General features: G+C 49.8%; 23 protein-coding genes and 10 tRNA genes. 7 read left to right on the forward strand and 26 right to left on the reverse strand.

What is annotated here, in order from left to right:
- Positions 1-338: 338 nt before the first annotated feature.
- On the forward strand, positions 339-1,973 hold the full coding sequence (locus J7439_RS14070) for an IS1634 family transposase (RefSeq protein ID WP_209202609.1): 1,635 nt from the start codon (positions 339-341) through the stop codon (positions 1,971-1,973).
- 622 nt (positions 1,974-2,595) lie between these two features.
- Here the strand turns inward: J7439_RS14070 and J7439_RS14075 are convergent.
- The 9 genes from J7439_RS14075 to J7439_RS14115 form a co-directional block, all read right to left on the reverse strand.
- Positions 2,596-2,672 (reverse strand) — tRNA-Asp (locus J7439_RS14075).
- A gap of 38 nt (positions 2,673-2,710) precedes the next feature.
- Positions 2,711-2,786, reverse strand: a tRNA-Val gene (locus J7439_RS14080).
- A gap of 43 nt (positions 2,787-2,829) precedes the next feature.
- A tRNA-Asp gene (locus tag J7439_RS14085) sits at positions 2,830-2,906 on the reverse strand.
- A 31-nt stretch (positions 2,907-2,937) separates the two neighbouring features.
- Positions 2,938-3,013, reverse strand: a tRNA-Val gene (locus J7439_RS14090).
- Between the two features lie 44 nt (positions 3,014-3,057).
- Positions 3,058-3,134: transfer RNA gene (locus J7439_RS14095), tRNA-Asp, on the reverse strand.
- 31 nt (positions 3,135-3,165) lie between these two features.
- Positions 3,166-3,241: transfer RNA gene (locus tag J7439_RS14100), tRNA-Val, on the reverse strand.
- Between the two features lie 44 nt (positions 3,242-3,285).
- Positions 3,286-3,362 (reverse strand) — tRNA-Asp (locus J7439_RS14105).
- A 122-nt stretch (positions 3,363-3,484) separates the two neighbouring features.
- A tRNA-Asp gene (locus J7439_RS14110) sits at positions 3,485-3,561 on the reverse strand.
- A 38-nt stretch (positions 3,562-3,599) separates the two neighbouring features.
- A tRNA-Val gene (locus J7439_RS14115) sits at positions 3,600-3,675 on the reverse strand.
- Between the two features lie 190 nt (positions 3,676-3,865).
- Here J7439_RS14115 and J7439_RS26530 point away from each other — a divergent pair.
- Positions 3,866-4,000, forward strand: coding sequence for a hypothetical protein (locus J7439_RS26530; protein WP_286198352.1), 135 nt, complete (start codon positions 3,866-3,868; stop codon positions 3,998-4,000).
- Positions 3,990-4,961: a recombination-associated protein RdgC gene (gene rdgC / locus J7439_RS14120; RefSeq protein ID WP_209202611.1), complete on the forward strand. Its 972-nt coding sequence runs from the start codon at positions 3,990-3,992 to the stop codon at positions 4,959-4,961. The genes J7439_RS26530 and rdgC overlap by 11 nt, the downstream gene beginning before the upstream one ends.
- A gap of 111 nt (positions 4,962-5,072) precedes the next feature.
- Here rdgC and J7439_RS14125 read toward each other — a convergent pair whose 3' ends face one another.
- From J7439_RS14125 to J7439_RS14135, 3 genes are all read right to left on the reverse strand, one after another.
- Positions 5,073-5,927, reverse strand: a complete 855-nt coding sequence (locus J7439_RS14125) for a P-loop NTPase family protein (protein WP_209202613.1) — start codon at positions 5,925-5,927, stop codon at positions 5,073-5,075.
- 241 nt (positions 5,928-6,168) lie between these two features.
- Positions 6,169-7,032 carry a tetratricopeptide repeat protein gene (locus tag J7439_RS14130; protein WP_286198355.1) on the reverse strand — a complete coding sequence of 288 codons (864 nt, stop codon included), beginning with the start codon at positions 7,030-7,032 and terminating at the stop codon, positions 6,169-6,171.
- Between the two features lie 438 nt (positions 7,033-7,470).
- Positions 7,471-7,656 carry a hypothetical protein gene (locus J7439_RS14135; protein ID WP_209202617.1) on the reverse strand — a complete coding sequence of 62 codons (186 nt, stop codon included), beginning with the start codon at positions 7,654-7,656 and terminating at the stop codon, positions 7,471-7,473.
- A 123-nt stretch (positions 7,657-7,779) separates the two neighbouring features.
- On the opposite strand from J7439_RS14135, the gene J7439_RS14140 reads away from it, so the two are divergent.
- Entirely contained in the window at positions 7,780-8,889 is a 1,110-nt protein-coding gene (locus tag J7439_RS14140) for a phosphoribosylaminoimidazolesuccinocarboxamide synthase (protein ID WP_209202619.1), read from the forward strand.
- 78 nt (positions 8,890-8,967) lie between these two features.
- Here the strand turns inward: J7439_RS14140 and bamC are convergent, their stop codons facing one another.
- A complete protein-coding gene (gene bamC, locus J7439_RS14145; RefSeq protein WP_209202621.1) occupies positions 8,968-10,155 on the reverse strand; it encodes an NlpB/DapX family lipoprotein in 1,188 nt (395 codons plus the stop codon).
- On the reverse strand, positions 10,155-11,030 hold the full coding sequence (gene dapA, locus J7439_RS14150) for a 4-hydroxy-tetrahydrodipicolinate synthase (protein ID WP_209202623.1): 876 nt from the start codon (positions 11,028-11,030) through the stop codon (positions 10,155-10,157). The genes bamC and dapA overlap by 1 nt, the downstream gene beginning before the upstream one ends.
- Positions 11,031-11,266: 236 nt before the next feature.
- Here dapA and J7439_RS14155 point away from each other — a divergent pair, with 236 nt between their 5' ends.
- Positions 11,267-11,779: a peroxiredoxin gene (locus tag J7439_RS14155; RefSeq protein ID WP_209202625.1), complete on the forward strand. Its 513-nt coding sequence runs from the start codon at positions 11,267-11,269 to the stop codon at positions 11,777-11,779.
- Positions 11,780-11,843: 64 nt separating this feature from the next.
- On the opposite strand, the gene J7439_RS14160 is transcribed toward J7439_RS14155, so the two are convergent.
- Both J7439_RS14160 and J7439_RS14165 read right to left on the reverse strand, forming a co-directional pair.
- Positions 11,844-12,908, reverse strand: a complete 1,065-nt coding sequence (locus J7439_RS14160; protein WP_209202627.1) for an AI-2E family transporter — start codon at positions 12,906-12,908, stop codon at positions 11,844-11,846.
- 59 nt (positions 12,909-12,967) lie between these two features.
- Entirely contained in the window at positions 12,968-13,195 is a 228-nt protein-coding gene (locus J7439_RS14165) for a sulfurtransferase TusA family protein (RefSeq protein ID WP_209202629.1), read from the reverse strand.
- Between the two features lie 238 nt (positions 13,196-13,433).
- Between J7439_RS14165 and J7439_RS14170 the strand changes: the two genes are divergently transcribed.
- Positions 13,434-14,900 (forward strand): M48 family metalloprotease, encoded by a 1,467-nt coding sequence (locus J7439_RS14170; protein WP_209202631.1) that lies wholly within the window; start codon positions 13,434-13,436, stop codon positions 14,898-14,900.
- Between the two features lie 125 nt (positions 14,901-15,025).
- Here J7439_RS14170 and J7439_RS14175 read toward each other — a convergent pair whose 3' ends face one another.
- On the reverse strand, positions 15,026-16,501 hold the full coding sequence (locus tag J7439_RS14175) for an F-box/WD repeat-containing protein (protein ID WP_209202633.1): 1,476 nt from the start codon (positions 16,499-16,501) through the stop codon (positions 15,026-15,028).
- A 325-nt stretch (positions 16,502-16,826) separates the two neighbouring features.
- Here J7439_RS14175 and J7439_RS14180 point away from each other — a divergent pair, with 325 nt between their 5' ends.
- A complete protein-coding gene (locus tag J7439_RS14180; RefSeq protein ID WP_209202635.1) occupies positions 16,827-18,506 on the forward strand; it encodes a hypothetical protein in 1,680 nt (559 codons plus the stop codon).
- A 95-nt stretch (positions 18,507-18,601) separates the two neighbouring features.
- On the opposite strand, the gene nadA is transcribed toward J7439_RS14180, so the two are convergent.
- From nadA to tolR, 9 genes are all read right to left on the reverse strand, one after another.
- A complete protein-coding gene (gene nadA, locus J7439_RS14185) occupies positions 18,602-19,639 on the reverse strand; it encodes a quinolinate synthase NadA (RefSeq protein WP_209202637.1) in 1,038 nt (345 codons plus the stop codon).
- Positions 19,640-19,896: 257 nt separating this feature from the next.
- A tRNA-Lys gene (locus tag J7439_RS14190) sits at positions 19,897-19,972 on the reverse strand.
- A 48-nt stretch (positions 19,973-20,020) separates the two neighbouring features.
- A complete protein-coding gene (gene queC, locus J7439_RS14195; RefSeq protein WP_209202639.1) occupies positions 20,021-20,716 on the reverse strand; it encodes a 7-cyano-7-deazaguanine synthase QueC in 696 nt (231 codons plus the stop codon).
- 30 nt (positions 20,717-20,746) lie between these two features.
- Entirely contained in the window at positions 20,747-21,385 is a 639-nt protein-coding gene (queE, locus tag J7439_RS14200; RefSeq protein ID WP_209202641.1) for a 7-carboxy-7-deazaguanine synthase QueE, read from the reverse strand.
- A gap of 22 nt (positions 21,386-21,407) precedes the next feature.
- Positions 21,408-22,268, reverse strand: a complete 861-nt coding sequence (gene ybgF, locus J7439_RS14205; RefSeq protein WP_209202643.1) for a tol-pal system protein YbgF — start codon at positions 22,266-22,268, stop codon at positions 21,408-21,410.
- 122 nt (positions 22,269-22,390) lie between these two features.
- A complete protein-coding gene (locus tag J7439_RS14210) occupies positions 22,391-22,951 on the reverse strand; it encodes an OmpA family protein (RefSeq protein ID WP_209202645.1) in 561 nt (186 codons plus the stop codon).
- A 233-nt stretch (positions 22,952-23,184) separates the two neighbouring features.
- Entirely contained in the window at positions 23,185-24,519 is a 1,335-nt protein-coding gene (gene tolB / locus J7439_RS14215) for a Tol-Pal system beta propeller repeat protein TolB (RefSeq protein WP_209202647.1), read from the reverse strand.
- Positions 24,516-25,364: a cell envelope integrity protein TolA gene (gene tolA, locus J7439_RS14220; protein WP_209202649.1), complete on the reverse strand. Its 849-nt coding sequence runs from the start codon at positions 25,362-25,364 to the stop codon at positions 24,516-24,518. The genes tolB and tolA overlap by 4 nt, the downstream gene beginning before the upstream one ends.
- Complete coding sequence (gene tolR / locus J7439_RS14225) at positions 25,365-25,826, reverse strand: protein TolR (RefSeq protein WP_286196655.1); 462 nt, start codon at positions 25,824-25,826, stop codon at positions 25,365-25,367.
- Positions 25,827-25,832: the final 6 nt, after the last annotated feature.

Here is a 25,832-nt window from a genome sequence, read left to right on the forward strand (position 1 = left end):
TTCACAGCAGATTCCTTGAACTCTGCCGTATAGGTTTTGACTTTCTTTTCTGACATCTGGACACACCTTGAGGGGCTTTGATATTACCCGAGTCTGTGTGTCCGGAAAACTATAACCACTTCAGTCTGGTTCCATACTGGAGATTTGTTAGATAAATTGAGTATAAGATGATGGTCGAAAAATCAGAAAATTCCAGATTTATATGAAGGGTGCTGAATAGTTACGTTTTCTCTTTCAAAATCGCCAGCGTAAATATAGGAGCTGTCTTTCACCACACCAATTGATATTTTCCTGAAACCTGTCGTCAAAGGACTGATCAGATATTCAGGGATATTGTTTTGCCACCTTTTCAATACCAGTTCAAAAGCCTGAACCACCTTGGCTTAGTTGCTGCGATGTGCCGGGAACTAAAGATAGCCGAATATATTGATGCGCGCATAACCAATGACTCCGATGTACGTAATGTCACGATTGGACAGGCTGTGGTCGCAATGATCATCAATGGGCTGGGCTTTATAGGACAGACTCTGTATATGTTTCCTGATTTTTATGAGGACAGGCCGATCGATCGGCTCATTGGCGAAGGCATCCAGGCTGAACATTTGAACGACAAGGTACTGGGGCGAGCCCTCGACAGCCTTTACGACGCTGGCGTCAGTGACTTGTATCTGCACCTTGCTGTTAAGGTCGTTAATCATCTGAAGCTGCCCTGCAAGGCATTAAATCTGGACGGCACCAGCTTTCATGTGGATGGTGACTACAACAGTAATGACGACCCTGATGACTTGAAGTGCATCCATATCTGTCGCGGTTACAGCCGCGACCACCGGCCTGACCTGAACCAGGTGGTCTTGCAGTTAATGACCGGGAATGAGGCCGGTATTCCTGTGTTCATGGCGCCTGCCAGCGGTAATGTGAACGATAAAACCTGCTTTCAGGAGATTATCAAAAACCATCTGTCGTGTTTCAGGGCGGCTTTGAATAGCCGCTACCTGGTCGCTGATGCCGCCCTGTACGTTGCTGAAACCCTTCAGTTGCTTGATGATCAAAAACAGCGGTTTATCTCCCGGGTGCCTTTGAATATCAAGGATGCAAAGCAACTGGTCGGCAAAGCGTCTGCTGTATCGCTGAAGCCTGTTGAAGGCTACGAGGATTATTACTTTGCACAAGTGCCTTCCACCTATGGAGATGTTCAACAACGATGGTTCTTGTTTCTCAATAAAAAGCGTCGACTGAGCGAGCAGAAATCGCTGATAAGAAAGATGGAGAAACAGTCACTGAAAGAGGCTCGTGATCTGGAAAAGCTGCGTAAAAAGGCTTTTCTTTGCGAAGACGATGCATTGCAGGCTTTTGCCTTATGGCAGAAACAATCGAAGCTCTGCCAGAGTGGAGCGGAACCTGAAGTTATCCGCAAACGCTGCTATTCAGGCAAGGGGCGTCCACCGTCAGACAGTAAACCTGATCACTTCGAATATTTTGTCCATGGCGTATGTTTTGTTGCCTGCGAGAAAAAGGAGCATGCACAGGCCTCATTGGGCTACTTTATCCTGAGCACCAATGAGCTGGATCAGAACCGTCTGCATGCCGGTGAGCTGTTATCTACCTACAAGTCGCAACAACAAGTAGAAGGCGGCTTTCGTTTCCTGAAAAGCCCGGACTTTCTGGTCTCTTCACTCTATCTGAAAAAACCGGAGCGCATTGAAGCGCTGTTGATGGTGATGACACTCTGCCTGATGGTCTATGCTGCTATCCAGCACAGAATAAGGCACGAACTGAAAAAGCAGAGTCGTGTGTTTCCAAGCCAGAAAAAGAAGCCCTGCCAGAATCCAACAGCAAGATGGGTCTACTTCTGCTTTCAGGGTATTAATGTATTAACGGTCAATAATCAGGAACAGCATGTGGTCGGTTTGAAGGAAAAGCAGTGGACGATTATCCAAATTTTAGGCATTTCTTACGAATCGGTTTATTCCTGATAGGGGTGGTGAAAGACAGCTCTATGGTGATTTTTGCAAAATACAGCGCAGCTATAGTGCCTGTCCCAGCCAAGAAAGAACCAATACTCCCGGCTGTTATAATAAACGTTTGACTGTTTATCCCTGCTCCAAAGAGCATACCTGTTAGAAATATAATTCCACAAAGAAATAAAGCCGACCAAACACTGTCACAAAACTCATCAATCCACTTCATTATTATAAATTTCCTCATGAAAGCATTTGATACATATGCTTCAAAAAGAGCAGCATAATAAAAACAACTATCGGGTGAAACGTCAGGACGAAAATTATCGTTTATAGGAAAGCGAGTGTTTCGAATCCAGTCCCGAGCCCCTACCGCCGGAACAGCCGCGAACTCACAAAAACGCGACACTCTGAACAACAGCGAAAGCATAATATAATCAAACAGTTAAACGCTGTGGTTCGTCGAAGGGCTCGGACCACGGTTTTTCAGAGAGGAGAGAGAAAAGTCAGAAAAACGGGGAAAAATAGCTTTAAAAACGAAAGCCTACAAACCACAGCATCATCCGTTTAACCCTTTGTTTACAGGGTCTATAAACGACAAAACCCTTACGACAGCTATCGTAAGGGTTTCAATATATGGCGGACCGGACGGGACTCGAACCCGCGACCTCCGGCGTGACAGGCCGGCATTCTAACCGACTGAACTACCGGTCCGCTACCTAGTCTCTAGCTTCAAGATACTAGTTTCTAGCTGGTGGGTGATGACGGGATCGAACCGCCGACCCTCTGCTTGTAAGGCAGATGCTCTCCCAGCTGAGCTAATCACCCAAATTGTTTATCTGTTTACCTGCTTCTCAGCGCAGGAATAAAATGGCGGACCGGACGGGACTCGAACCCGCGACCTCCGGCGTGACAGGCCGGCATTCTAACCAACTGAACTACCGGTCCGCTATCTAGTTTCTAGTCTCTAGGTACTAGCTGGTGGGTGATGACGGGATCGAACCGCCGACCCTCTGCTTGTAAGGCAGATGCTCTCCCAGCTGAGCTAATCACCCAAATTGTTTACTCTGTTTACCTGCTTCTCAGCGCAGAAATAAAATGGCGGACCGGACGGGACTCGAACCCGCGACCTCCGGCGTGACAGGCCGGCATTCTAACCGACTGAACTACCGGTCCGCTATCTAGTCTCTAGATACTAGTTTCTAGCTGGTGGGTGATGACGGGATCGAACCGCCGACCCTCTGCTTGTAAGGCAGATGCTCTCCCAGCTGAGCTAATCACCCAAATTGTTTACTTTGTTTACCTGCTTCTCAACGCAGGAATAAAATGGCGGACCGGACGGGACTCGAACCCGCGACCTCCGGCGTGACAGGCCGGCATTCTAACCGACTGAACTACCGGTCCGCTGAAACTTTCTCAATCATCCCAGCACTGTCACCAGTACTAAGGGAGGGTGACTTTACCAGAACTCTCCCCGATATCAAGCCCCTCTCAGGACTTGTTAAAAACCAACAACGCAATAGAAATGGCGGACCGGACGGGACTCGAACCCGCGACCTCCGGCGTGACAGGCCGGCATTCTAACCGACTGAACTACCGGTCCGCTGTCTAGTCTCTAGTCTCTAGATACTAGTTTCTAGCTGGTGGGTGATGACGGGATCGAACCGCCGACCCTCTGCTTGTAAGGCAGATGCTCTCCCAGCTGAGCTAATCACCCTGAACTCTTATCAAAAAGATTGTTGAGAACTTTGCTTTGTTCTCTCAAGCTTCCCGAGAGCCCCTCTCAACAACGCGGCGAATTATAAGCAGCTAACCTGTTGATACGCAACAGTTATTAAAAACTTTTTTTTATACCCTCTGTTTCTTTATCAACATCAATAACTAATTTACGGTCAGGTTTTGTTAACATGTGCCTTTCCATCGCGGCCTTGAGCCCATACCCGGAAGTTCAGCCCGACTATATGGGACAACAGGGATGGGACAATATGGAAAGCGGCCAAACTTCCGACCAATCAGGATTCCGAAACGATCATGTGGTTTAAAAATCTTATCTTTTACCGGTTTACCCAGCCATTCAAAACGTCCGTTGACGATCTTGAAGAGCAACTCCGCCAGAAACGCTTTCGCAGCTGCGGCAGTCAGGATATGAGCACCTATGGCTGGGTTCCCCCGTTAGGCAAACAGGGTGAACTGCTGACCCATGCCGGCAATGGGTTCGTTATGATCACCGCCCGCAAGGAAGAGAAAATTCTTCCCGCCAGCGTGATCAATGAAGCACTGGAAGAAAAAGTTGAACAGATTGAAGAGGAACAGGACCGCCAGGTTTTCAGCAAAGAGAAGAAAGCATTAAAAGACGATGTACTGATGGAACTGCTGCCCAAAGCATTCAGCCGCAGCCAGAACACCTTTGCTTATATTGATCCGGTGAAAGGCTGGCTGGTGGTGGATGCTTCTTCATTCAAGAAAGCTGAAGAGCTGACTTCCTGCCTGCGTGAATGCCTTGGCAGTCTGCCGATTATTAACCCGCCACTGAAAAACATGCCATCCCATGCCATGACACGCTGGCTGGCTCAGGAGATCCCCATGCCTGACAAGCTGGTCCTCGGTGATGAGTGTGAACTGCGTGAGCCCGGCGATGAAGGGGGCCAGGTAAAAGTCAGTAAACAGGAATTGATTGGTGAAGAGGTTGAGGTTCATCTTCAGGCAGGAAAACAGGTCAGCAAAGTGGCGCTGATTTGGAATGATGCCCTGAGCTTTGTTCTTGGTGATGACCTGGTCATTCGCAAACTGAAGTTCACCGACTCCGTTCAGGAACAGCTTGATGAAGTCAACGCTGAAACAGCGGCCGAACAGTTTGACGCTGACTTCGCCATCATGACGCTGACACTGCAGCAGATGCTGGATGAGCTGGTAGAAAACCTTGGCGGAATGAGCGAAGAAGCACTGGAAAGACAGGAGGTAGCCAGCTTCTCGGTGGAAATCCCGGAAAAAGAGAACGCTTAAACGGTTGAACCAAAAAGCGCACGACTAAGAGAATTTTCTCTGTGCGCTTGATGATTTGCCTGTGAACTGCCTCCTGGTTTTGACGACAGCCAACGCTGCCCGGGTCATCCCTCAACCATTCCTTGCTCTTTTCTGGACGTTACCGAGAAGCTGTTTTAGTTGCGGCAAATCAAATTCTCTGCTGTCGGAAGGGAAGCCGCTGATAAAAATATTGTCATCGCTGAGTTCTGATCCGATGGAATCTTGGAAATCACGTTTTATCTGCGCCTTAACATCGGTGGCAAGATCCTGATAAAAAGAGGGACTCGACTTTCTTTCTTCGCTGCGAATACTCGCAATAGCATTATCCATTTTGGTGTAAACAAAATAGAGTGGGATACCCGCTTCTTTCACCTGACTTATCATGGTAGCAATAGCGTCAGAAGGTGCTTTGTTAAAACAATGAGGAACAATCACCGCATCGTAGGCGAGGAGGCCTGAACGATTGGCCATTGCCTCCGGGTTATAATCTGCCTTGATCTCTGGTAGTTCACACAAATAAACAGGTGTCTTATTTAGCCGGTAGCGCTGGGTATCCCGTTGTTTGGAACAAACAACGGTTTCACGGGCTGCGTCGGTCGCATTAACATCCACTTCACGCAGAAGATTAATCAAGGCCGATTTCCCTCCGTAGCTGGCTCCCAGAAACCCTATGTTGATGCACCGGGGGAAATTAACCGGTGACCCGGGATCAGGAGACTTCGGACAAACATCGTGACCGGCAGCAGGGCTTGAGCGGTCAGCATTCTCGGGCATTACCGATGGCTCGCCCGTCAAAGGAGACTGGCCAGCGCCCGGTATTGAAACCGACCGTTGGTTCAGGTCAGTGGCGGATGGCTGGCTTTCTCCGCCGGTGCCGAACAGTTTTTTTTTGACTGCTGATAATACCGCTACAGCTCGACCGCAAAAATAGCTGATCAGGCGCAAAGGTTGTTTCAGGACGTAAGCGACAGCACTGCCAATTGCAGCTGCTCCATCGTACAAACAATTCATCATTTACCTCCTGATTCAGCTGCTATTTCGACACCAATCCGAGTGAAAGAATGGCCCCTCTTACTTTTTTGACCAAGGGATCAATATAAAGTTCAGAAAAGATAGTACGAGCATTCCAGGAGACTGTCCGGGAATGCGAGAAGGGAGTGGAGGATCAAGATTTGGCGAGACAAAATCAGTGCAGCAAACCAAACAGCTTTCCGCGATAGCGCTTGGCGATCAGGCTACCCTGCCCCAGCTGATCAAACACCTGCAACATCAGCAGCCTGGCACCGTCTTCACGGAATTCACGGTCCCGACGAACAATCGTCAGCAAATTCTCCAGCGCCTCTTCATTCTGGTCAGCAATTACCAATCGGATCGCCAGCTGGTAGCGAGCCTCATGATCATTGTCATTGTCCGCCAGCCGGGCTTCCAATTCATTCCGGGCAGGGGCATCCGCAACCATTTCGTAGAAAGCCAGTTTGGCTTTCGGTTGGGCAATGCCTTCTGCATCGGCGGGGAGCACCGCCATCAACTGCCGGGCTTCGTCGATACGTCCCAGCTCCAGCAGCAGGTTCACCTGCAACACTTGCAGGGCATGGTTATCAGGCTCATCCTGCAAAATATTCTGCAGCAACTCCAAAGCCTGGCCAGCTTCGCCTTCAGCCATCAGCGCTTCAACCTGCTGACGAATCATGTCTGCCGGACTCATGGTCAACGGATCCAGCACTTCACGCAGCTGCTCTTCTGACTGGGGCCCACTGAACACCTTAACCGGTCTTCCCTGGTGCAAAACCACCTGTCCGGGTAACGCTCTTACCTGCAGTTGACTCACCAGCTGCTGCGCCAGCATCTGCTCGGTTTCTGCGGCCACTTTCGCCAGTATCAGCTTGCCCTGGTAAGCGGTAGCCAGCGCTTCCAGAACACCCAGTTGCGCTGAGCAGGCCGGATCACTCTGCATACCTATATAAAGAAGCACGGGCTGATCGGCGGATTGCTGGAGCACTTCCTGAATATTCGCTTCTGTTACATCCACCACGAAGCTTTGTTCATTCATCACATTTGTCACCTTGAAATGACCACTAAACGATGAGGGAATAATAATGGTACTTTCAACTGACGATAAGGCCTTTGTCGGCATATTTGACCCAGTGTTTTTTACGCTCAGGTTTCGCCTGAAGCAATGTGATTAAACACTTCGCCGCAAGCCACCGGAGAATAGACCCGGCAGCACAAACTTTTTCTTTAAGAATATCTTGGAATTAACAGTGCTTTGTATAACCAAGCCTCAACCCGGTACTGCCAACATTACTTTACCCACAGAATCTGTGGATAAGTTTGTGGATGATCACTCACAACCCGTCACAAAGACCGATGTTTACTACCCCTTTATTAAACTGGTTATTTTTTGATCTATTTTTTTTCTTTATTTTTCATATACTTAGGATAAGTGCTTACAAAATCAGTCACTTATGGCAGCGAAAAAAAATACTCGTCAATCGCTTGACATTTGTGCATAAAAAATTTTCCCAGCCCCCTCGAACAAGAGCCATGAGCCATCCGCCGAAAACTCCGGGACGATGTCTAAATAACAAACAGTTATTAATGAACCAGGTCCAAGCTCTGGGCAGATTCCCGATCTGCTGAGTTGTTTTGCTTCTTTTTCCTGTACAGCGAACATGGGTTATTTGCTATGATTTCGACCCGTACCTCCACGGTCACCACCATGCGCCGGGTAGAGCTGTATCACCATCATGGGTGATAAATCGACATTACCAAACAGAATACAGAACAGGTAGCCGCAATGAGTCTTGCTGATAAGGTCCTGGCCGTTAACAACGATCTCCCGATTCGCACCGACCTCCCTATTCACTCCGGCAAGGTACGCTCCGTTTACTGGCTTAGTGAAGCTGACAGCCGACGGCTGATCAACGAACAAGGCTATGATGTCGCTGCCGATGCACCACTGGCCATTATGGTTATTTCTGACCGAATCAGTGCCTTTGACTGTATCTGGCATGGTGAAGGGGGGCTGAACGGCGTCCCCGGCAAAGGTGCTGCGCTGAATGCGATCTCTAACCACTGGTTCAATCTCTTCAAACAACATGGCCTGGCGGACAGCCATATCCTGGATATTCCTCATCCACTGGTCTGGATTGTCCAGAAAGCGCAACCTGTAATGATTGAAGCCATCGGCCGTCAATATATTACCGGCTCAATGTGGCGGGCCTACAGCAAAGGTGAACGCGAGTTCTGCGGTATACGACTTCCGGAAGGGCTGGAGAAAGATCAACCACTGCCGGGGCTACTGATTACCCCATCAACCAAGGGCGTATTAACAGGCATTCCCGGAGTGCCTGAAGCGGATGACGTCAATATTACCCGTAAAGACCTGGAAGATAATTACAGGGCTTTCAATTTCCGACATCCTGACGATATTGACCGCTACGAAACCCTTCTTCAGGAAGGCTTCACGGTTATCAGCCGGTCCCTGACAGCCCTTGACCAGATATTTGTCGATACCAAATTTGAGTTTGGTTACGTCACCGATGCCCGTGGACAGGAAAAGCTGATTTATATGGATGAGGTTGGCACGCCGGACTCCTCCAGGATTTGGGACGGTGAAGCGTATCGTCAAGGTCAGGTGATTGAAAATTCAAAAGAGAGCTTCCGGCAGTTTCTGCTTAATCACTTCCCTGAGCCTGATATCCTGCTGAATAAAGAGCGAATGCCGGAGCGGGAAGCCCTTGCCAGAGATCATGCACTGCCGGAAAGCGCATTGATGGACCTTTCCAGAACCTACACAGCGATTGCTGAAAAGATTACCGGAAAGCCTCTCAAACTCTCTGACAACCCCAAGGCCGAGATTATTGAGATTCTGGATAAGGAGTATGGTTTGATCGATTCCAGATAACCATCAAAAGAAGTGACTTTCGTTCAAGAATGGGCGTTCAGGGATAGATACAATAAAGCAGGCTTACGCCTGCTTTATTTATTGAAGGTTGTCCTGAATCACCTTGAGCAGTCTCTGACTGACATCTGCAGGCGCTGAGGTATTCACATCCTTTTCTACAGAAAGCTGAACCGCCTCAGAGTAATTACTCACCCTGACCGTCAGGGTTTTCTGCTCATCAGACACTTCGGTGTCTTGATCATCACTGAACCAACCTGACCAGAAGCTCTTTTTCTGCTGCTCCTGATCCAGTTGTGGAACACTGTCAGCAAGATAGAAGAGCCCGGCGGAACGGTTACGATCAACAACCTTCAGTCCAGCGTTATCCATAGCATTGGCAACAGAGTCCCAGACACGGGCATAGGACAGCCCACGTATCGTCAGTACCGGGTTACCATTACCATCGCGGCCCGCTTCCGTGACTGAAGCAATATCCAGCCCCTGAGCCTGGAGAGAAACCGATGACTGAACATCATCCCGTGCCAGGTAAACCAGCATCTCGGCCAGCACATCATTCGCTTTCCGCCTGCTTGGCTCTCCCAGGTTATCCCAGCTCTCAGGAACCGGAGCCGGTTTCCCTTTTTTAGCCAATGGCCGTCCCTGATGATAGACATAAACCTCCGTGGTCCCGCCTTTCAGGCCATTGCGAACCTCAAAGCGAAAGCGTTCTTCCATCGGCTCAAGATCATCAGCACCCAATAATTTACCGAATGTCCGGTACATCACACCGTGATCTTTATCCTTGCCAAAGTCCTGCCACCGGGTTTCAACAACGCCTTTGGCAAACTCTGTGCTGGCAATGCCAACACCCTGCTCTTCCTCCAGCTTTTCAATGTAGCCCAGCACACCGGGCCACACTTCACCGGGTTCACGATCAACGGACAACCATTCCTGGCTACCATTGCGTTCAAGGCTGTAATGATCACCTTCTTTCAACATCAATCGCTGGGAAGGCCTTGGAACTTCAAACGCCCGTGGCAGTTTCTGGTCAGTCAGGCCAGCCTCTGGAATCACCAGAATATCCCCCAGCTCCCTGGCCCGGGTTCCCTCCGGCAAGGTGATGGGTTTAGCGGTCTGCGCCTCGGTGTAGTCTCCGGCACGATCCCGCAGATACCCCTGCTGGCCAAAAGGATTGGCACAACCTGTCAGCACCAATGCGCTGATCACTACAGACAGGCCCAACCGGGCATACCTTTGCAACTCACTGATCCTTTGACCCGGAACCATCAAATCAACCCCGCCTTTTGCAGTGCACTTCTAACATCGGAGTGATAACACTCCGAAAGGGGCGTCAATGGTAAACGAATACCGTCCTTGATCATCCCCATCTCCTTTAATGCCCATTTTACTGGAATCGGATTGGCTTCCAGAAAGAGCTGACTGCTCAATGCTTCAATCCGGGCATTAAGCGCTTCCGCTGTACTGCGATCACCCGCCGTGGCAGCAACACACAATTCATGCATAATCTTTGGTGCAACATTATTGACCACAGAGATAACGCCATTTGCCCCCTGGAGCATCAGCTCCATACCGGTAGCATCATCACCGGAGTAGATGGCAAAGTCTTCACCACACAACGCCCGGATCTGTTGGCCACGCTCAACAATGCCCGTGGCTTCCTTAACGCCGACAATATTGTCCAGCTGACTCAGGCGACCAATGGTTTCCGGCAGCATATCCACCGCCGTTCGGCCGGGAACATTATAGAGGATCTGGGGAATCGCCACCGATTCAGCCACCGTTTTGAAATGAAGGTAAAGCCCTTCCTGAGTCGGCTTGTTGTAATAAGGGGTCACCAGCAAACAGGCATCCACGCCCAATGCCTTGGCTTCCGCCGTCAGGTGGACGGCCTCTGCGGTTGAGTTTGCCCCGGTACCGGCAATCACGGGAATCCGGCCATTCACCTGGTCCACCATCCGTTTTATGGCTTCGCAATGTTCCTGCACCGTCAGAGTGGCTGACTCACCCGTGGTACCCACCACCACGATCCCATCCGTCCCCTGGTCAATATGATGCTCTACAAGGGCATGCATACTCTCCCAGTCCAGCTCACCATTGCCATACATGGGGGTAACAATAGCCACCAGGCTCCCGGTAATCATCAGTTCACTCCTAAAGGCAGAATCTTGCGTAATGTTACTAACGCCCTTTTACATTCACAAGGCCGAAATCCATCCCGGCCTGGCTGTTTGTTGAACTTTGTTGAAAAACTGAAGTCGAATAAGAGAAAAAGCTTAAAATATTTGAATACCTTTTAGGCCTGCCTTTTTTTCAGTGATGGTTTAAACTAACTCCCCTGAAATTAATAATGACTAATGAGAGCGACTAAGGATAAAACATGAGCGTAACTCTGGGCCAACCCGTTCCTGACTTTACCGCCCAAGCGACCAGTGACACGACGGTCAAACTCTCTGAACTCAAAGGCCGTAAAGTCGTCCTGTTTTTCTACCCAAAAGACAATACCCCTGGCTGTACCAGTGAAGGACAGGCCTTCAGAGATCATTACAGCCAATTTCAAGAGTCAGACACGCTGGTCTTTGGCGTATCCAAAGATGGCATCAAGGCTCATGAAAACTTCCGGGCCAAATACGAGTTCCCTTTTGAGCTGATCTCAGATAAAGATGAAACGCTCTGCAAACTGTTTGACGTCATCAAGTTAAAGCAGATGTATGGCAAGGAGTATATGGGGATCGAGCGAAGCACCTTCCTGATCGACAGTAATGGTGTACTGCAACACGAGTGGCGAAAGGTTCGCATTAAAGGGCATGTTGAAGATGTTCTGCAGGCCGCACAAATGGTAGACACTCAGGCGCAGACCGATAGCAGTGACAACAGCAACGAAGAGGAGTAATGAAAACGCCATCTTCCGAATTAAGTTAAAAAGTGGGCTTTGCCCACTTTTTAACTTCACACCTTTAACTTAACTCCACATCCGCCACTGTCGGCCAGGCATTCATGACTGCCTTTAACAAGGTTGCCAGGGGAATGGCAAAAAAGATTCCCCAGAACCCCCACAAACCGCCAAACACCAGAACGGCAATAATAATAGCAACAGGATGAAGGTTCACCGCTTCAGAGAAAAGCAACGGCACCAGAACATTACCATCCAGCGCCTGAATGATCCCATAGCCCACCATCAAAATAACAAACTGATCATCCAATCCCCATTGGAAAAAACCAATTAAGGCAACGGGAATCGTCACCACGGTCGCCCCGATATAGGGCACAACAACCGAGAAACCGACTATCACCGCCAAAAGCGCAGAATAGCTTAACCCTAACAGGGCAAACAGCACATAACTGACACCCCCGACAATGACAATTTCTATCGCCTTCCCCCGGATATAGTTGGCAATCTGGTCATTCATCTCATCAGCAACCTGGTCAATCAGCCTGCGACGGCGAGGGAGAATACCGGCCATCCAACCCAGCAAAACCTCTTTATCCTTGAGAAAAAAGAAAACCAGGATAGGCACCAGAATCAGGTAGACCAGAAGAGCAACGATACCGGGGAGCTTGGACAGCGAAAAAGACAATGCCCACTGACCAAAGTCGGCCAGGTGCTTATTAATGGTTGTGACCAACAGGCTAACCTGGTGCTCAGAAACAAAGCCCGGGTATAAATCAGGCAAACTCACCAGCAACGCCTGCCCCTGACGAACCATGCCTGGCATGGCATTTAACAGATGAGTCACCTGTTCCCACACCAGTGGCACCACCACAAAAATCACCAGCAACAACGCGGCAAGGAATCCGATAAAAACCAGGTTAACGGCCAGAAGATGAGGCATTCGCTGCCGCTCAAGCCAGTTCACCAGGCCTTGCATCAGAAACGCAAAAATCAAAGCAGCCAATGCCGGTGCCAGCATTTTCCCCATGGTCAGCACAACAACAAAGCCAACCAGCAACAGGATCAGAAGAACAATCGCTTCCTGATCCGAGAGATAGCTGTGCAGCCATCCCTTAATTACATTCAGCATCAAATGCTCCGTTAGTTATTCAACTGACTCAAGATTCATTATTCAACGCAAATCCCTTACTACTTATGCTGCAATGTATGGATATAAACGCCGTGCTCTTCTTCACTGGCCAGCAGGATATGCCCGCTGATATTAGCAAAGCTGGCAAAATCCCTGACCGAACCGGGATCCGTCGCATACACTCTGATAACCTGACCTGACTGCAATCGACTGAGTGCCTGTTTGGCCTTCAGCAGTGGCAGTGGACAGTTCATACCTTTAAGATCAAGCTCCTGATCAACATCCATAATAACGACTCATTCTTTACAGGCTGCAACAGTATAAATACCTAACATTAATATCAACGACAGTGTAAACGTCAAAACTGTTTAAGCACTTTAGCGGGCAACTGGTTAAAAGAGGAAATATCCCGTCTATGAACAACCACTATTATGACTACTTATATTGCTCAACCATAAACAGATTCGTGATAAAGTGTACTGTAGAAAACACGGGTATGGATATTCTATGAAACGAGCGGGCTTTTTGTCAGTACTTATATTAGCCACAGCACTGACCGCTGTACTGTCGACCTACTCCAGCGTCACCATGAGCAGCAACCTCAACCTGCCGAGCCTGGGGGATAGCACTTCGGGTATTATTTCCCAACAGGAAGAGCATGAGCTCGGACGGTCATGGTTAAAAGCCCTGCGCAATCAGACCCCCATGATTTCTGACCCGCAACTGAAAGACTACCTGGAAAACCTTATCTTCCGACTGGCCGCTGCCAGCCAACTGCAAGATCACCGGCTGGTCCCGCTGGTGATTGACAGCCCGGTCCTGAATGCTTTTGCCGCCCCGGGCGGCATCGTTGGCGTTAACACCGGCCTGTTTCTCAATGCCGAAACCGAAGCCCAGTTTGCCGCCGTTCTGGCACACGAACTGGCACACTTGAGCCAGCGTCACTACGCCCGCAATGTTGAAGAGGCACGGAACAAAAGCATCCCCAATGCCGCCGCCATTCTTGGATCCATACTGATCATGGCCACCGCAGGGGGAGATGCCGGTGCCGCAGCACTGACCTCAACCGTGGCTGGAATGCAAAGTGCACGGCTTCGTTTCAGCCGCCAGTTTGAACGGGAAGCGGATAACATCGGCATCACCACCCTTGCCAGGGCCGGCTTTGACCCACAGGCCATGCCTGAAATCTTTGAACAAATGAACAAAGCCAGCCGCTACGGCAGCCGTCCCCCGGAATTCCTGCTGACACACCCGGTGACAGAAAACCGTATTGCAGACTCCCGGGCCCGGGCTGACCAGATGTCAGACCAGCAGTTAAAAACTATGAAAGGCTCACAAAACTATCAGTTCATGCGAGTGCGTGCCGCCGTCCTGAACAGCAACAACCCTCATGAAATGGCCAGACAGCTGAACAAGGAATTAGAGTCCGGATTAACCGCCACATCAGCAGCCAGCCTGGCTCCCACTCGATATGGTTTGGTGCTGGCCAGCATGAAAACCCGAAACTTCACGGTCGCAGAGCAGCAAATGAATCTTCTGCTGCAACAATACCCTGATAACCCTTATCTGATTATGACCCAGTCTCTGGTACAAGCCGCCTCCGGAAAAGCCAGCCAGGGTCTTAAACGCATCGACCAGGCACTGAGTACCAACCCACAAAGCTACCCGCTGCTGGCCACCCGGGCAGAAATTCTGCTGCAACAGCAGGATTATGCCAGTGCCCGGGATGAGCTGCAGAAACTCAGCCGCCTCCGTCCGGACGATCCGGACATCTGGTTTGAGCTGGCGGAAGTTCAGGGGCTGGCAGAAGACATTGTCGGCCTGCATCAGTCAAGGGCTGAGTACTTCTTCCTGAATGGCAATCTGGATGATGCTATCAGACACCTGCAGTATGCATTAAAGATGTCAGGGGATAACTTCTCGCTCAAATCAAAACTGCAGCAAAAGCTGACGGATATGCAAAACTATCGCCAGAAAATGAGAAATTCATAATCAATATCCAGAAGACGCTCCTGCCTGGTCCTGAAAAATTGCTCCAGGGCAGACCGCTGCACGGTGACTTTTAGCACAGATAGCACTGGTATTTTTTTCATTATCAAGCAACGATTTTTCTTCTTTCAGAGGGAGAAAGAATCCAGCTGCGCGGCTATTGCCGTGACTGAGTTCACCCCGTCAGTATGCCCTTCAGCGTCGACACGCATAGCCCCTGCCTTGAGATCCCACACCTTTATGGTCTGGTCTTCAGAGCAGGAAGCCAGCAGCCCATTGGGCAATTGCGTGACTGAGTTCACCCAGCTTTCATGTCCATTCAGCGTCGCCACACATTGCTGCCCATCGGGCATGCTCAGATCCCACACCTTTATGCTCTTGTCACCAGAGCCGTCACCAAAATAGACATCATGATAGTCACCAGCGCAGGAAACCAGCCGACCATCGGCCAATACCGTGACAGATTTCACCCATTGGGTATGCCCATTCAGCGTCGCCACGCATTGTTGCCCTTCAGGCTTGCTCAGATCCCACACCTTTACGGCATGGTCACAAGCGCAGGAAGCCAGCCGCCCATCGTCAAATGCCGTGACAGATGTCACCCATTGGGTATGCCCATTCAGCGTCGCCACGCATTGTTGCCCGTCGGGCTTACTCAGATCCCACACCTTTACGGTATGATCACCAGCGCAGGAAGCCAGCCGCCCATCAGGCAATTGCGTGACTGAACTCACCCCATTAGTATGCCCACGCAGCGTCGCCACGCATTGTTGCCCGTCGGGCTTACTCAGATCCCACACCTTCACGGTTCCGTCAGTAGCGCAAGAAGCCAGCCGCCCATCGGCCAATGGCGTGACTGAGCACACGTGATTGGTATGCCCACGCAGCGTCGCCACGCATTGCTTTCCGTCGGGCTTATTCAGATCCCACACGTTTACGGTCTCATCAGCAGAGCAGGAAGCCAGCCGCCCATCAGACAATTCCGTGACTGAGTGTACAATGCCAGCATGTCCATTCAGCGTCATCACGCATTGCGGCCCACCGGGCTTGCTCAGATCCCACACCCTTACGGTTTCGTCAGCACCGCAAGAAGCCAGCCGCCCATTAGCCAGTGGCGTGACTGACATCACCTCGCCAGTATGCCCGGACAGCGTCTTCACACAGGTTTGCGAGGCATCACTTCCCAGAGAAGCCAGGTATTCATTGCTTAGGTATCTTCCATAGGCAATTCGTAAAAAAGGGTTCTTGATTTCATTGTTTGGAACAGCAGGTACCCCCCTGTTTTCAATTATTTTTCTATAGGCTTCAGAGGGAGATCCATAATATCGAGCGAACAGGATTTTCAGCCGTTCTTCGGTGTTAAAAAGTGTATTTAACCGCCTGCTGGTCAAATCCAGGCTTCGCCAATCAACGAAACTCAGATAGTCAGCAATTTTAACCAGGAGTTCATCTGGTAATGCCAATAAAGGCGACACCTGTTCCGGGGGAACAACCGAAACCCTCTCTGACGTTTTTTCTCCTGCCTGATTGTGACACGGGATTGTTCTATCGCAGTTGTGAAGGGAAAAGTTAGCATTATCACCAATCTCAATCTTATTGTTCATAGAACCTCTGACCGTTAACACCTCTGGAGTTTATTTCCGAGTATGAAGTAATGAATTCAAGTTATAAGACTCTGTCCGATGTTTGCCTCGATAAATAGTTAAGCAAAATTTGCCTCCGGAAGACGCACGAATTTAGCTGCACAAGCTTTTCCCGTTAATTAGACAATATTTTCTTCAGACTCTGGAATTTAGATGACAAAGAGTTTGGAACTATCCAATGAAAAAACAGTCTGCACAATAGCTACTAACGTTTATATAAAGTATGAGGTCAAGGTCGAATATGCTCGTTCGATGCGTCCCAAAATCTGATTCAGAAATCGACAGAATGATGAACCAGCATGGTGATTTTGATATTTGTCCGGCCAGTGCCAATCTGGAAAAAGACCCCAGACATAAATCAGTACCGCTAACGAAGCCAAATTCCCTTAGCACCGCCCCGGGACATTATCTGGAGGCTAAACTTGAGTCAGATGTCGCGGGCTTTTTTCTTCTTACCTGCAATGGTCCGGGTTACACCGTCATCCCACTGAACCCTGGCAAGCGTCTTTATCTTGTTGATGAGCACAAGGGCTTTGTGCAGGGTTTGGACCTGGTTATCAAGACGCTCCAGGAGCGAGATATCTGGGTCGTGCGAAGCTGGCTTGATGTAACCCGCAAAATAGATGCTATTACTGATCCGAAAGAGCGGTGCATTAAAGATGATTCCTGTTGGATGGACCCGACGATTTGGTATGAAAATCATTGCAACGCCGGACGCTGCTCGCTGCCCAACACTACTGCTGATCGATACCAGACTTTTACCGAGCACAAGGGTGAATCTGGACTATGTCGTATGTTATTAAACACCCCCGAGTTGCTCAGCCACTATGTTGATGAAGGCCTGTTTTTTTCCGGAAGCTATGCCTGTGATAAAGCAGCAGACCAATCCCTGCTGCAAACTCAGGCCGCAGCCCCGGGGGTCAAAGGGCTTGATGAGCGATTAACCTGCGCTTTTTGTCTGAAGAATTCACGCTTTGTCGCGGCCGGGATAACCGAGACTTTTCAAAAAGAACAGAAAAACCCTATTAAGGCAGAGAATATTACCAGAAGTTATCTGAAAACGGGGGTGCTGCAGAGGGATGGACTGCACGACTCTCGTTGTTTAAGAAACATCTATCGCGACAAGCCTCTGGTGCAGGTAATCGATGCTGAGGGCAATGTCAGAGCCACCCAAATTTACTTTATTGCGGACCCCGTACAGGAAAGCAGATCAAATGAGCCTGATAAAATGCATCGATCCTGCCCCTACCTCCGGGTGTTTGTGCTCCATCCCCATGACACACAAAAAGCAGGCTCCCTGTTTGCCTCCCACAGGGAGGTAGCTGAAATCATCCATCAGGAGAACAATAGAAAGCTGAAGGAAATGATTAACAGTTCAGCCCAGGAGGTTTCCTCCGTCATCATTGATTCAGGGAGAAACAGGCTGCTGGAATTGCCTGAGTATTCCAGAACCGTCGGGAAGTTTAAAAAGAAGCTGGACAAAGCCACTTTGGCTTTTCAAGTGCAATATGCTTCATCAGCCCTTTGCCTGGAGCTGGAATCTTATAAGAAATTATGGCAACAGCTGCCTGCCCCCCGATCCCCGACAGAACAGGTTGTTTCTGATTTTTTAGTAAACGCCAACAGGGCATTCTGCCAGCTGTACACATGGAGTCACCTGATGGGCGAACTGATATTACTGAGAAACAATTTCAGTAGTCATTTGCATTTCGTACTTAAACCCATCATTCAGAAAGTAGCATTACGACGTCTGCGAGCCCGGGATTATCTTCACCAAAGCATCATTAAGCATTCATCACCCCCTCATCCGGCCTGGCCGTTGAGTATGACCCGGCTGGCCACCCCGTTTTCCTGGGAGAAGCTGCAAAGTGGAGACCCCTGCTTTCGTCAGATCAGCGAGAGAGGCACCGAAATATTGGTGCAGTTGCAGAAATTGACATTTAAGAACATATCACAAGGCCGGTAGCAGGCTTTAGGTGAGAATTGTGTGATGCTGCTGCTTTCAAAATAAAGCCCTGTAGCTGGACTATGAAACGCCGTTTGACCTCAAAATAATTAATGTTAACCGGCCGCTGTAAAGTCCAACATGCGTTGTAAGGGCTTCAGTGCCTTATTCCGCAACTCATCACAGACCTCAATGACATTCAGTTCACCTGGAGTTTCCAGACATTCCAGCAGAGCATCAAGGGTATTCATTGCCATCCATGGGCAATGGGCACAACTGCGGCACGTGGCACCACTGCCTGCGGTGGGAGCCTCTATAAAACGTTTCTCAGGTGAAGCCTGCTGCATTTTATAGAAAATCCCACGGTCCGTAGCCACAATGAATGCGCTGTTGGGCATGTCCTGAGAAGCTTTCAATAACTGACTCGTCGAGCCCACCACATCAGCAATCTCAACCACTGAGTCAGGGGACTCCGGATGAACCAGCACGGCAGCATCAGGATAAACACGTTTCAGGTCTTCAATACCTTTCGCCTTGAACTCTTCATGGACAATACAGCTACTGTCCCAGAGCAGCATATCGGCACCGGTATTTTTTTGAATATAGCTGCCAAGGTATTTATCCGGCCCCCAGATAATGGCTTTACCCTGGGCATCAAGATCTTCGATGATATCAAGCGCACAGCTGGAGGTTACTACCCAGTCTGCCCGTGCTTTTACGGCAGCAGACGTATTGGCATAGACGACAACTTCCCGGTCAGGGTGTTGATCACAAAAAGCGGAAAATTCTTCTACAGGGCAGCCCAGGTCAAGGGAACACTCTGCTTCGAGGGTCGGCATCAGCACCTGCTTTTCCGGGCTGAGAATTTTGGCGGTTTCCCCCATAAAACGAACACCAGCCACGATCAGCGTTTTGGCATCGTGCCGGGCTCCAAAGCGAGCCATTTCCAATGAGTCGGCAATAAAGCCACCGGTCTCATCAGCCAGTTCCTGGACGACAGGATCTGTATAATAGTGAGCAACCAGAACCGCTCCCCTCTCTTTCAGGAGCTGTTTGATTCTGTTTTTTTTGGCTTCCTTCGCAACCGGATCCACCGGCATTGGAGCCTTCTGCAAATGGCCCTGAACGAGCTCTCTGTCTATCACTGCATTCATAAAGCTTGCATCCGGCAAAACACTTTACCCTTCCAGGATGAACTGTTTCATGGCAGGTAAGTGTCTGCAACTTCCTCTTTCAATCAGCCATAAGCCGAAAATATGACGTTGCCGCTATCCCCACAATGGCAGGAAGTCCAGCTCCGCACTATTTTCACACCGTCATTTTCTAAAAAAAATGTGGCAAGTATTCTAACACAGCATCAGCACTATTAATAATTATGGTGAAGAGGTAAACAAGAGGGTTTGGCAGGGAGTGGTGGGTCGTGTAGGATTCGAACCTACGACCAATTGGTTAAAAGCCAACTGCTCTACCAACTGAGCTAACGACCCAATCAGCGAAATTATACGCGCCAGAATTCGTTTTACAAGTGATTCGAGTTAAACCGCAATGCGATAAGTCGTCGGGTCATCGACCCCTGCTTCAAGAAACCCCTTTCGCCGGTAACAGCAACTATCACAAACACCGCAGGCTGCGCCGTATTCATCGGCCTGGTAGCAAGAGACGGTCATACCATAATCCACCCCCAGCCTGACACCTTCAGATATTATTTCAGACTTGGTTAAATTCAGCAGTGGTGCCCTGATCCGAAAAAGATCACCTTCAACACCAGCCCGTGTGGCAAGATTCGCCATATCTTCAAATGCTTTCAGGTACTCCGGGCGACAGTCAGGATAATTCGAGTAATCTACGATATTGGCACCAATAAAAATATCACGAGCCCCCAGTACTTCTGCCCAACCAAGGGCAAGAGAGAGAAAAACCGTATTCCTTGCAGGAACATAAGTGACCGGAACCTGGCTCTGGGCCTCCTTGAGGGGATCGTCGAAATCCGGGACTGCAATATCATCATCGGTCAGCGCTGAACCGCCTATATCAGTCAACCCCAGCTTTAACACCTTGTGTTCACTAACCCCCAGGGCCTCAGCCACGTTGCGGGAAGCCTCAAGCTCAACACGATGGCGTTGCCCATAATCGAAACTGACCGAGTAACATTCGAACCCCTGTTCTAAAGCCATTGCCAGAACGGTGGCCGAATCCAGCCCTCCGGATAATAGGACTACTGCTCTGTTCATCTGCAACACCTTTTTTATAAAATATCCGGGCTAGACACCCGGCTGATCACCCCAGATCATCCGGTGAAGCTGTAATTGAAATCTCACCGGCAGCCTGTCTTCAAGGATCCAACCCGCCAATACCCGGGCAGACATGGTGCCACTGACCGGAGAAAAAAGAACATCGGAAACCCTGTTCGCCAGGTCGTATTGGATCAATTTGGAGACAGACCATTCATAATCCCCACGATCAGCAATCACAAATTTCAACTGGTCTTGTCTGTTCAGAAAACCGATATTTTCATACAGGTTACGATGGGACTCGCCTGAGGCTGGAGGCTTCAAATCCATTACCTTGACCACCCTGGCGTCAACCTCAGAGAGGCTGATTGCCCCACTGGTTTCAAGAGAAACCTCATAACCCTGGTCAGCCAGAAGACTCAGCAACCCATGGCATGCTTTCTGGGCCAGTGGCTCACCTCCCGTCACGGTGACATATCCGGGGTTATATTCTGATACTCTCTGCAGGATTTCTTCAGCGGATAATAACTCTCCCCCCTTAAAGGCATACTCCGTATCACACCAGCGACAACGGAGGGGACAGCCGGTTAAGCGCACAAATACCGTAGGCAACCCGGTGGTTCTGGTCTCGCCCTGCAATGAGTAAAATATCTCGGTAATTCTCAGCATTGAGGATGACTGCCATCAGATCTCAGGAATCGCCCATGGTTCTCAAATAAGTATCGGAAAGCCTGGCTGCCGAGCTATCAGGATATTGCTGAACAACCAGTTCAAGGAGTCTCTTTGCCTCTTTCTGATTGCCGAGCAAGTCATGCACTCGCCCAAGCTTATAGCTGGCATCCGGAACTTTTGGACTTTTTGGAAACTCATTCAAAATGATCTGGAAGGAGACTTTGGCGGCATCGTAATGCCCTTGAGCCATATCAACTTCACCCAGCCAATAGTGGGCATTGTCTGCGTAACGGCCTTCAGGATAGGTTTTCAGCTGTTCCTGAAGTGCGTTTTTCGCTTTATCAAACTGTTTGGAGCGAATCAGGGCAAATGCCGACTGGTAAGCTGCTTCCTCGGCTTTCAAGGCCGATTGATTGTTTTTGTCTGCCGCCTCTGCCACTGGTGCGCTCACTATTGGTGGCTTTAAGTTGGCAACTGGGGCCGGGGGTACTGGTACTTTCCCGGACTGATCTTTCAATCGAGAGATTCGATCATCAAGGTCAAGATACCTGTCCCGACCTTCCTGCTGCAGTTGCTCAATGCGAAAGGCCTGCTCTTCCAGCTGCCCGCGCATTTCCATCATTTCCTGTCGAAGCTGATCAATTGTATTCAGCAGGTGTGCTGTACCATTGAAATCAGAATCGCTATTCGATGAGGATGAAATCACAACAGGATCATCTGAGATCTGACTGACAACCGTCTGAGATTCAGCTAAAAGCCCCAGAGGCCTGGGTTCTTCCACCGGGGCGGCGGCAATTGCCACGCCATTCAGAGCACCAGCAAGCAACACTGGAAAAGCCAGCATCGCCATCAGCTTTGGGTTAGTGTTTCCTCTACGCATTCATCCCCCGGACGAAATAATGATACCAGTCATATTCCAGGAGGCTTTCTCACCGGGCTGCTTTTCAGCAAGTCAGCAAGCCCTTTCCGGGAGAGCATCAGGAATATGACTGGTATTATTGCTTACTCAGTAACAATTACCGCACGACGGTTCAAAGACCACGCACTTTCACTGTGCTCAGGATCCAGAGGCTTCTCAAAGCCAAAGCTGATCACTTCAATACGGTTCGCTGCTACACCTTTAGCGGCCAGGTAATCCATCACCGCTTTGCCACGACGCTCACCCAGGGCCAGGTTGTAAGTGCGGGTACCACGCTCATCAGTATGACCCTGAATGACGATATTTTTCATGTAACCCATATCAGAAGTCAGGTAGGCAGCATGCACATCCAGAGCCTTGTATGCATCATTATCCAGCCTGGCGCTGTCAAATGGGAAGAAATAGGTGTTTTTCTCCAGAAGCTCCTGAATCTCTTCCGGAGACTCATCAATTCGACCACTGTCAATCACTGCCTGAACTGCAGGATCCAGAACAGGCTGAACTTCAACCAGCACCTCTTCTTCAACAGTAACAACCGGCGGCTGGATTTCTGCTGTGGTTGGCTCTTTCTTGGAAGCACACCCTGCCAGCCAGAGAGCGGCTACAGCCATAGAAGCCGCTTTAACAACATTGGCGATTTGCATTTTTAACTCCAATCATTCTCTACGGGATTACAAAGATTTGTGCAGTACACTATCAGAACTGAAGTCACCCGACTAGCCCGAATAGCAAGGGATGATGAGGTTTCCTCAGAGAAAGGGCTACCGGAAAAAAGCAGTTTAAACGAGCATAGCAGCAAGTCGGAAAATCGGCAGGGCAAAAGTGACTGTCTACGCTCTGCTTCACAGGACTGTAGAACGGTCACCCTGCCTTTACGTTACCTGAGCTCAATAGCCGGGCCCCATGCAGGCTCCCGGACATCACCCTTGGCAGAAGGCAATCGCTGTTTCACCCGCCCATCAGCAGAAACAATACCCAGCTCGCCATTCTTGCCACCCTGTACAGAATAGATCAGTCTGCGCCCACCCGGGGCAATACTGGGAGAATCTTCCAGTCTGGATGACGTCAGCAGCCGCAGTCTATCGGTATCCAGGTCGAGCACCGCGATATTAAAGTCGGCGGCTCCCTCCCCTTTATGCACCAGAGCCAGCGACTTACCATCGGGAAAGACCTTGGCCCGGGCATTGAACCGCCCTTCAAAGGTTAGACGACGGGGCTTACCTGTTGTGATAAATTCACCATCACTTTTACGGCTGAGCTCCTGCTGATAGACCTGAGGACTCCCACCCCGGTTTGAGGTAAACACGATACTGTTACCATCTGGCATCCAGTCTGGTTCAGTGTCTATGGCGTAGTGAGTCGAGACATTACTGATTTTATTCGTTGCCAGGTCAAGAATATAAATGTCCGGATTACCATCTTTGGAAAGCACCATGGCAATGGATTTACCGTTCGGTGCCCATACCGGAGAGTTATTCAGCCCTTTAAAACCGGTCAGTTTCTTGCGAATGCCCGTTGCCAGTTCCTGCATATAAATGGCAGGGCGACCCTGCTCGAAGGAGACATAGGTAGCCCTTGTTCCATCTGGCGACCAGCTGGGCGATAAAATAGGCTCGCTGGAGCTGAACACCTTCCTGTTACGTTTACCATCCGCATCGGCATAATTTAGTTGGTAATCGGTTCTTTCAGCGTCATGCCTCTGGGCGGTTACGTAGAGAATCCGGGTGGAAAAATCGCCCTTCAGGCCCGTGATCTTTTCATAGACAACATCGCTGATGCGATGGGCCATCTCCCGAAGCTGGGCACTGTTTCCGGTAAATCCCCCCTTGGCAATGCGCTTTCCCCTGACAACATCATAAAGCTGATAGTTCATGGTGTAAGCTTTGTCCCTGAGGGTCACCTGCCCTGTTACCAGGTAAGAAGCCCCAAGCAACCTCCAGTCACGATAATAAACTTCCGGCTCACTGGCCGGGAAGCTGAGCATACTGGTTCTTGGCAGCGCCTTGAACAGGCCGCTGAGTTTCAAATCGTTATCAATGATTGCCGCCGGGTCTTCCGGCAACACTTTCCCCCCTGTCCAGCTGAAGGGGGAAACTGCCATGGACACAGCCTGGTCATTTCCCTGGGTAACCTCAATAACAAGCTCTGCCTGAGCACTCATTCCCCAGAGCAGACAGTAAAATAATAAACAGGTTTTGAATAAGTGCCTCATTTAACCAGATCCTCGGGCCTGAATCGGAAGGTGATTCGTCGGAAGTGTTGTTCAAAAATTCGCCGCTCAAGATCCTTCAGCTCCGAAAAGGGCGACGCTCGGCGTATAGCCTGAATAACGGAGCGATCAAACTCATCATTACCACTGGACTTCAGCATAGTAATATCCAGCACATCCCCAAAGGGAGAAAGACTGATTCGAATTTCTGCCACCATATTATTTCGTGCACTGGGAGGCCTGCTCCAATAACGGGAGGTCAGGCTTTTAATCAGCTCGGCATATTGTGCTTGCAACAGCTGGTCATGCTCAAGCTGCTGAGCAGCTGCCAAAGCCTGCTGTTCCATTGCCATGGCTTGCTCAAGCGCTTGCTGCTCTTTGCGCTTTTGCTCCTTTTCCCGCTGACGCCTCTCCAGCTCCTGACGTTCCCGGGCAGCTTCTTCCTTTTTGCGAAGCTCATCTTTTTTTCTTTCCTCTTCCCGCTTCAAGGCCAGGGCTTTCTGCCGCTCCTGCTCCTTTCGCTGCTGTTCCGCTTTTTTGCGCTTTGCCTCTGCTATTCTCTTGGCTTCCGCCCGCCTTTTTGCCTCTTCTTTGCGCTTTTGTTCCATATGATTCTGCGCAGGCTTCCTAACGGTTTGCGGTTTTGCCGCCGGTTCAGGCAACGATACCAATGCTGCGCTGATGGGCACTGGTGGTGCTATTTTTGGATGGGCGTCGGCACTCCAGTTGACTAAAAGCACACCAAACATCATGAGATGAAGCATCAGAGAGAGGGCTACAGCAAACCCATAACCTTCGGTCACCCTCGCTATAAAGGCTGGAAAAGCAATATTAAACCATCTCTTCATCTACCGCTCTTCCATGCCAACCGCCACCGGATCAGTGACCAGCCCAACATGACTGATACCTGAGTTTTGCAGGCCAGCCATTAATTGAACTACTGATCCATAAGCAACGTTGGTGTCTCCTTGAATCAATACTTGAATACCGGGTCTGGCACTCACGACCTTGCTGACTTTCTCTGTCAGGGACGAAAGATTCACGGCTTTGTCATGGTCAGATCCGACGTCCATATAATAACTGCCATCCGCCTTGATAGAGATGACCAGGACTTCTTTATCTTCTGGCTGGGCAATATTATCGCTACTGGTTTTGGGCAGCTCAACTTTCACGCCCTGGGTCATCATGGGCGCAGTGATCATAAAAGCGACCAGTAGCACCATCATGATATCGATAAACGGCACCATGTTTATTTCAGACATGGGTTTACGACGATTTCTTATCTTTGCCCCACTTATCATCGGTGACATTTCGGT

This window comes from Salinisphaera sp. G21_0, assembly GCF_017744115.1.
GTDB lineage: Bacteria > Pseudomonadota > Gammaproteobacteria > Pseudomonadales > Endozoicomonadaceae > Endozoicomonas.

Coding starts and splice junctions, on each gene's coding strand:
- rdgC (WP_209202611.1), top strand. CDS start 3,990: ATGTGGTTTAAAAATCTTATCTTTTACCGGTTTACCCAGCCATTCAAA.
- J7439_RS14135 (WP_209202617.1), bottom strand. CDS start 7,656: ATGTTCGCTGTACAGGAAAAAGAAGCAAAACAACTCAGCAGATCGGGA.
- J7439_RS14155 (WP_209202625.1), top strand. CDS start 11,267: ATGAGCGTAACTCTGGGCCAACCCGTTCCTGACTTTACCGCCCAAGCG.
- bamC (WP_209202621.1), bottom strand. CDS start 10,155: ATGGTTCCGGGTCAAAGGATCAGTGAGTTGCAAAGGTATGCCCGGTTG.
- J7439_RS26530 (WP_286198352.1), top strand. CDS start 3,866: ATGTGCCTTTCCATCGCGGCCTTGAGCCCATACCCGGAAGTTCAGCCC.
- J7439_RS14175 (WP_209202633.1), bottom strand. CDS start 16,501: ATGAACAATAAGATTGAGATTGGTGATAATGCTAACTTTTCCCTTCAC.
- dapA (WP_209202623.1), bottom strand. CDS start 11,030: ATGATTACCGGGAGCCTGGTGGCTATTGTTACCCCCATGTATGGCAAT.
- J7439_RS14180 (WP_209202635.1), top strand. CDS start 16,827: ATGATGAACCAGCATGGTGATTTTGATATTTGTCCGGCCAGTGCCAAT.
- queE (WP_209202641.1), bottom strand. CDS start 21,385: ATGCTGAGAATTACCGAGATATTTTACTCATTGCAGGGCGAGACCAGA.
- ybgF (WP_209202643.1), bottom strand. CDS start 22,268: ATGCGTAGAGGAAACACTAACCCAAAGCTGATGGCGATGCTGGCTTTT.
- tolB (WP_209202647.1), bottom strand. CDS start 24,519: ATGAGGCACTTATTCAAAACCTGTTTATTATTTTACTGTCTGCTCTGG.
- J7439_RS14210 (WP_209202645.1), bottom strand. CDS start 22,951: ATGCAAATCGCCAATGTTGTTAAAGCGGCTTCTATGGCTGTAGCCGCT.
- J7439_RS14130 (WP_286198355.1), bottom strand. CDS start 7,032: ATGAATGAACAAAGCTTCGTGGTGGATGTAACAGAAGCGAATATTCAG.
- J7439_RS14165 (WP_209202629.1), bottom strand. CDS start 13,195: ATGGATGTTGATCAGGAGCTTGATCTTAAAGGTATGAACTGTCCACTG.
- tolA (WP_209202649.1), bottom strand. CDS start 25,364: ATGAAGAGATGGTTTAATATTGCTTTTCCAGCCTTTATAGCGAGGGTG.
- J7439_RS14160 (WP_209202627.1), bottom strand. CDS start 12,908: ATGCTGAATGTAATTAAGGGATGGCTGCACAGCTATCTCTCGGATCAG.
- nadA (WP_209202637.1), bottom strand. CDS start 19,639: ATGAATGCAGTGATAGACAGAGAGCTCGTTCAGGGCCATTTGCAGAAG.
- J7439_RS14140 (WP_209202619.1), top strand. CDS start 7,780: ATGAGTCTTGCTGATAAGGTCCTGGCCGTTAACAACGATCTCCCGATT.
- queC (WP_209202639.1), bottom strand. CDS start 20,716: ATGAACAGAGCAGTAGTCCTATTATCCGGAGGGCTGGATTCGGCCACC.
- tolR (WP_286196655.1), bottom strand. CDS start 25,826: ATGTCACCGATGATAAGTGGGGCAAAGATAAGAAATCGTCGTAAACCC.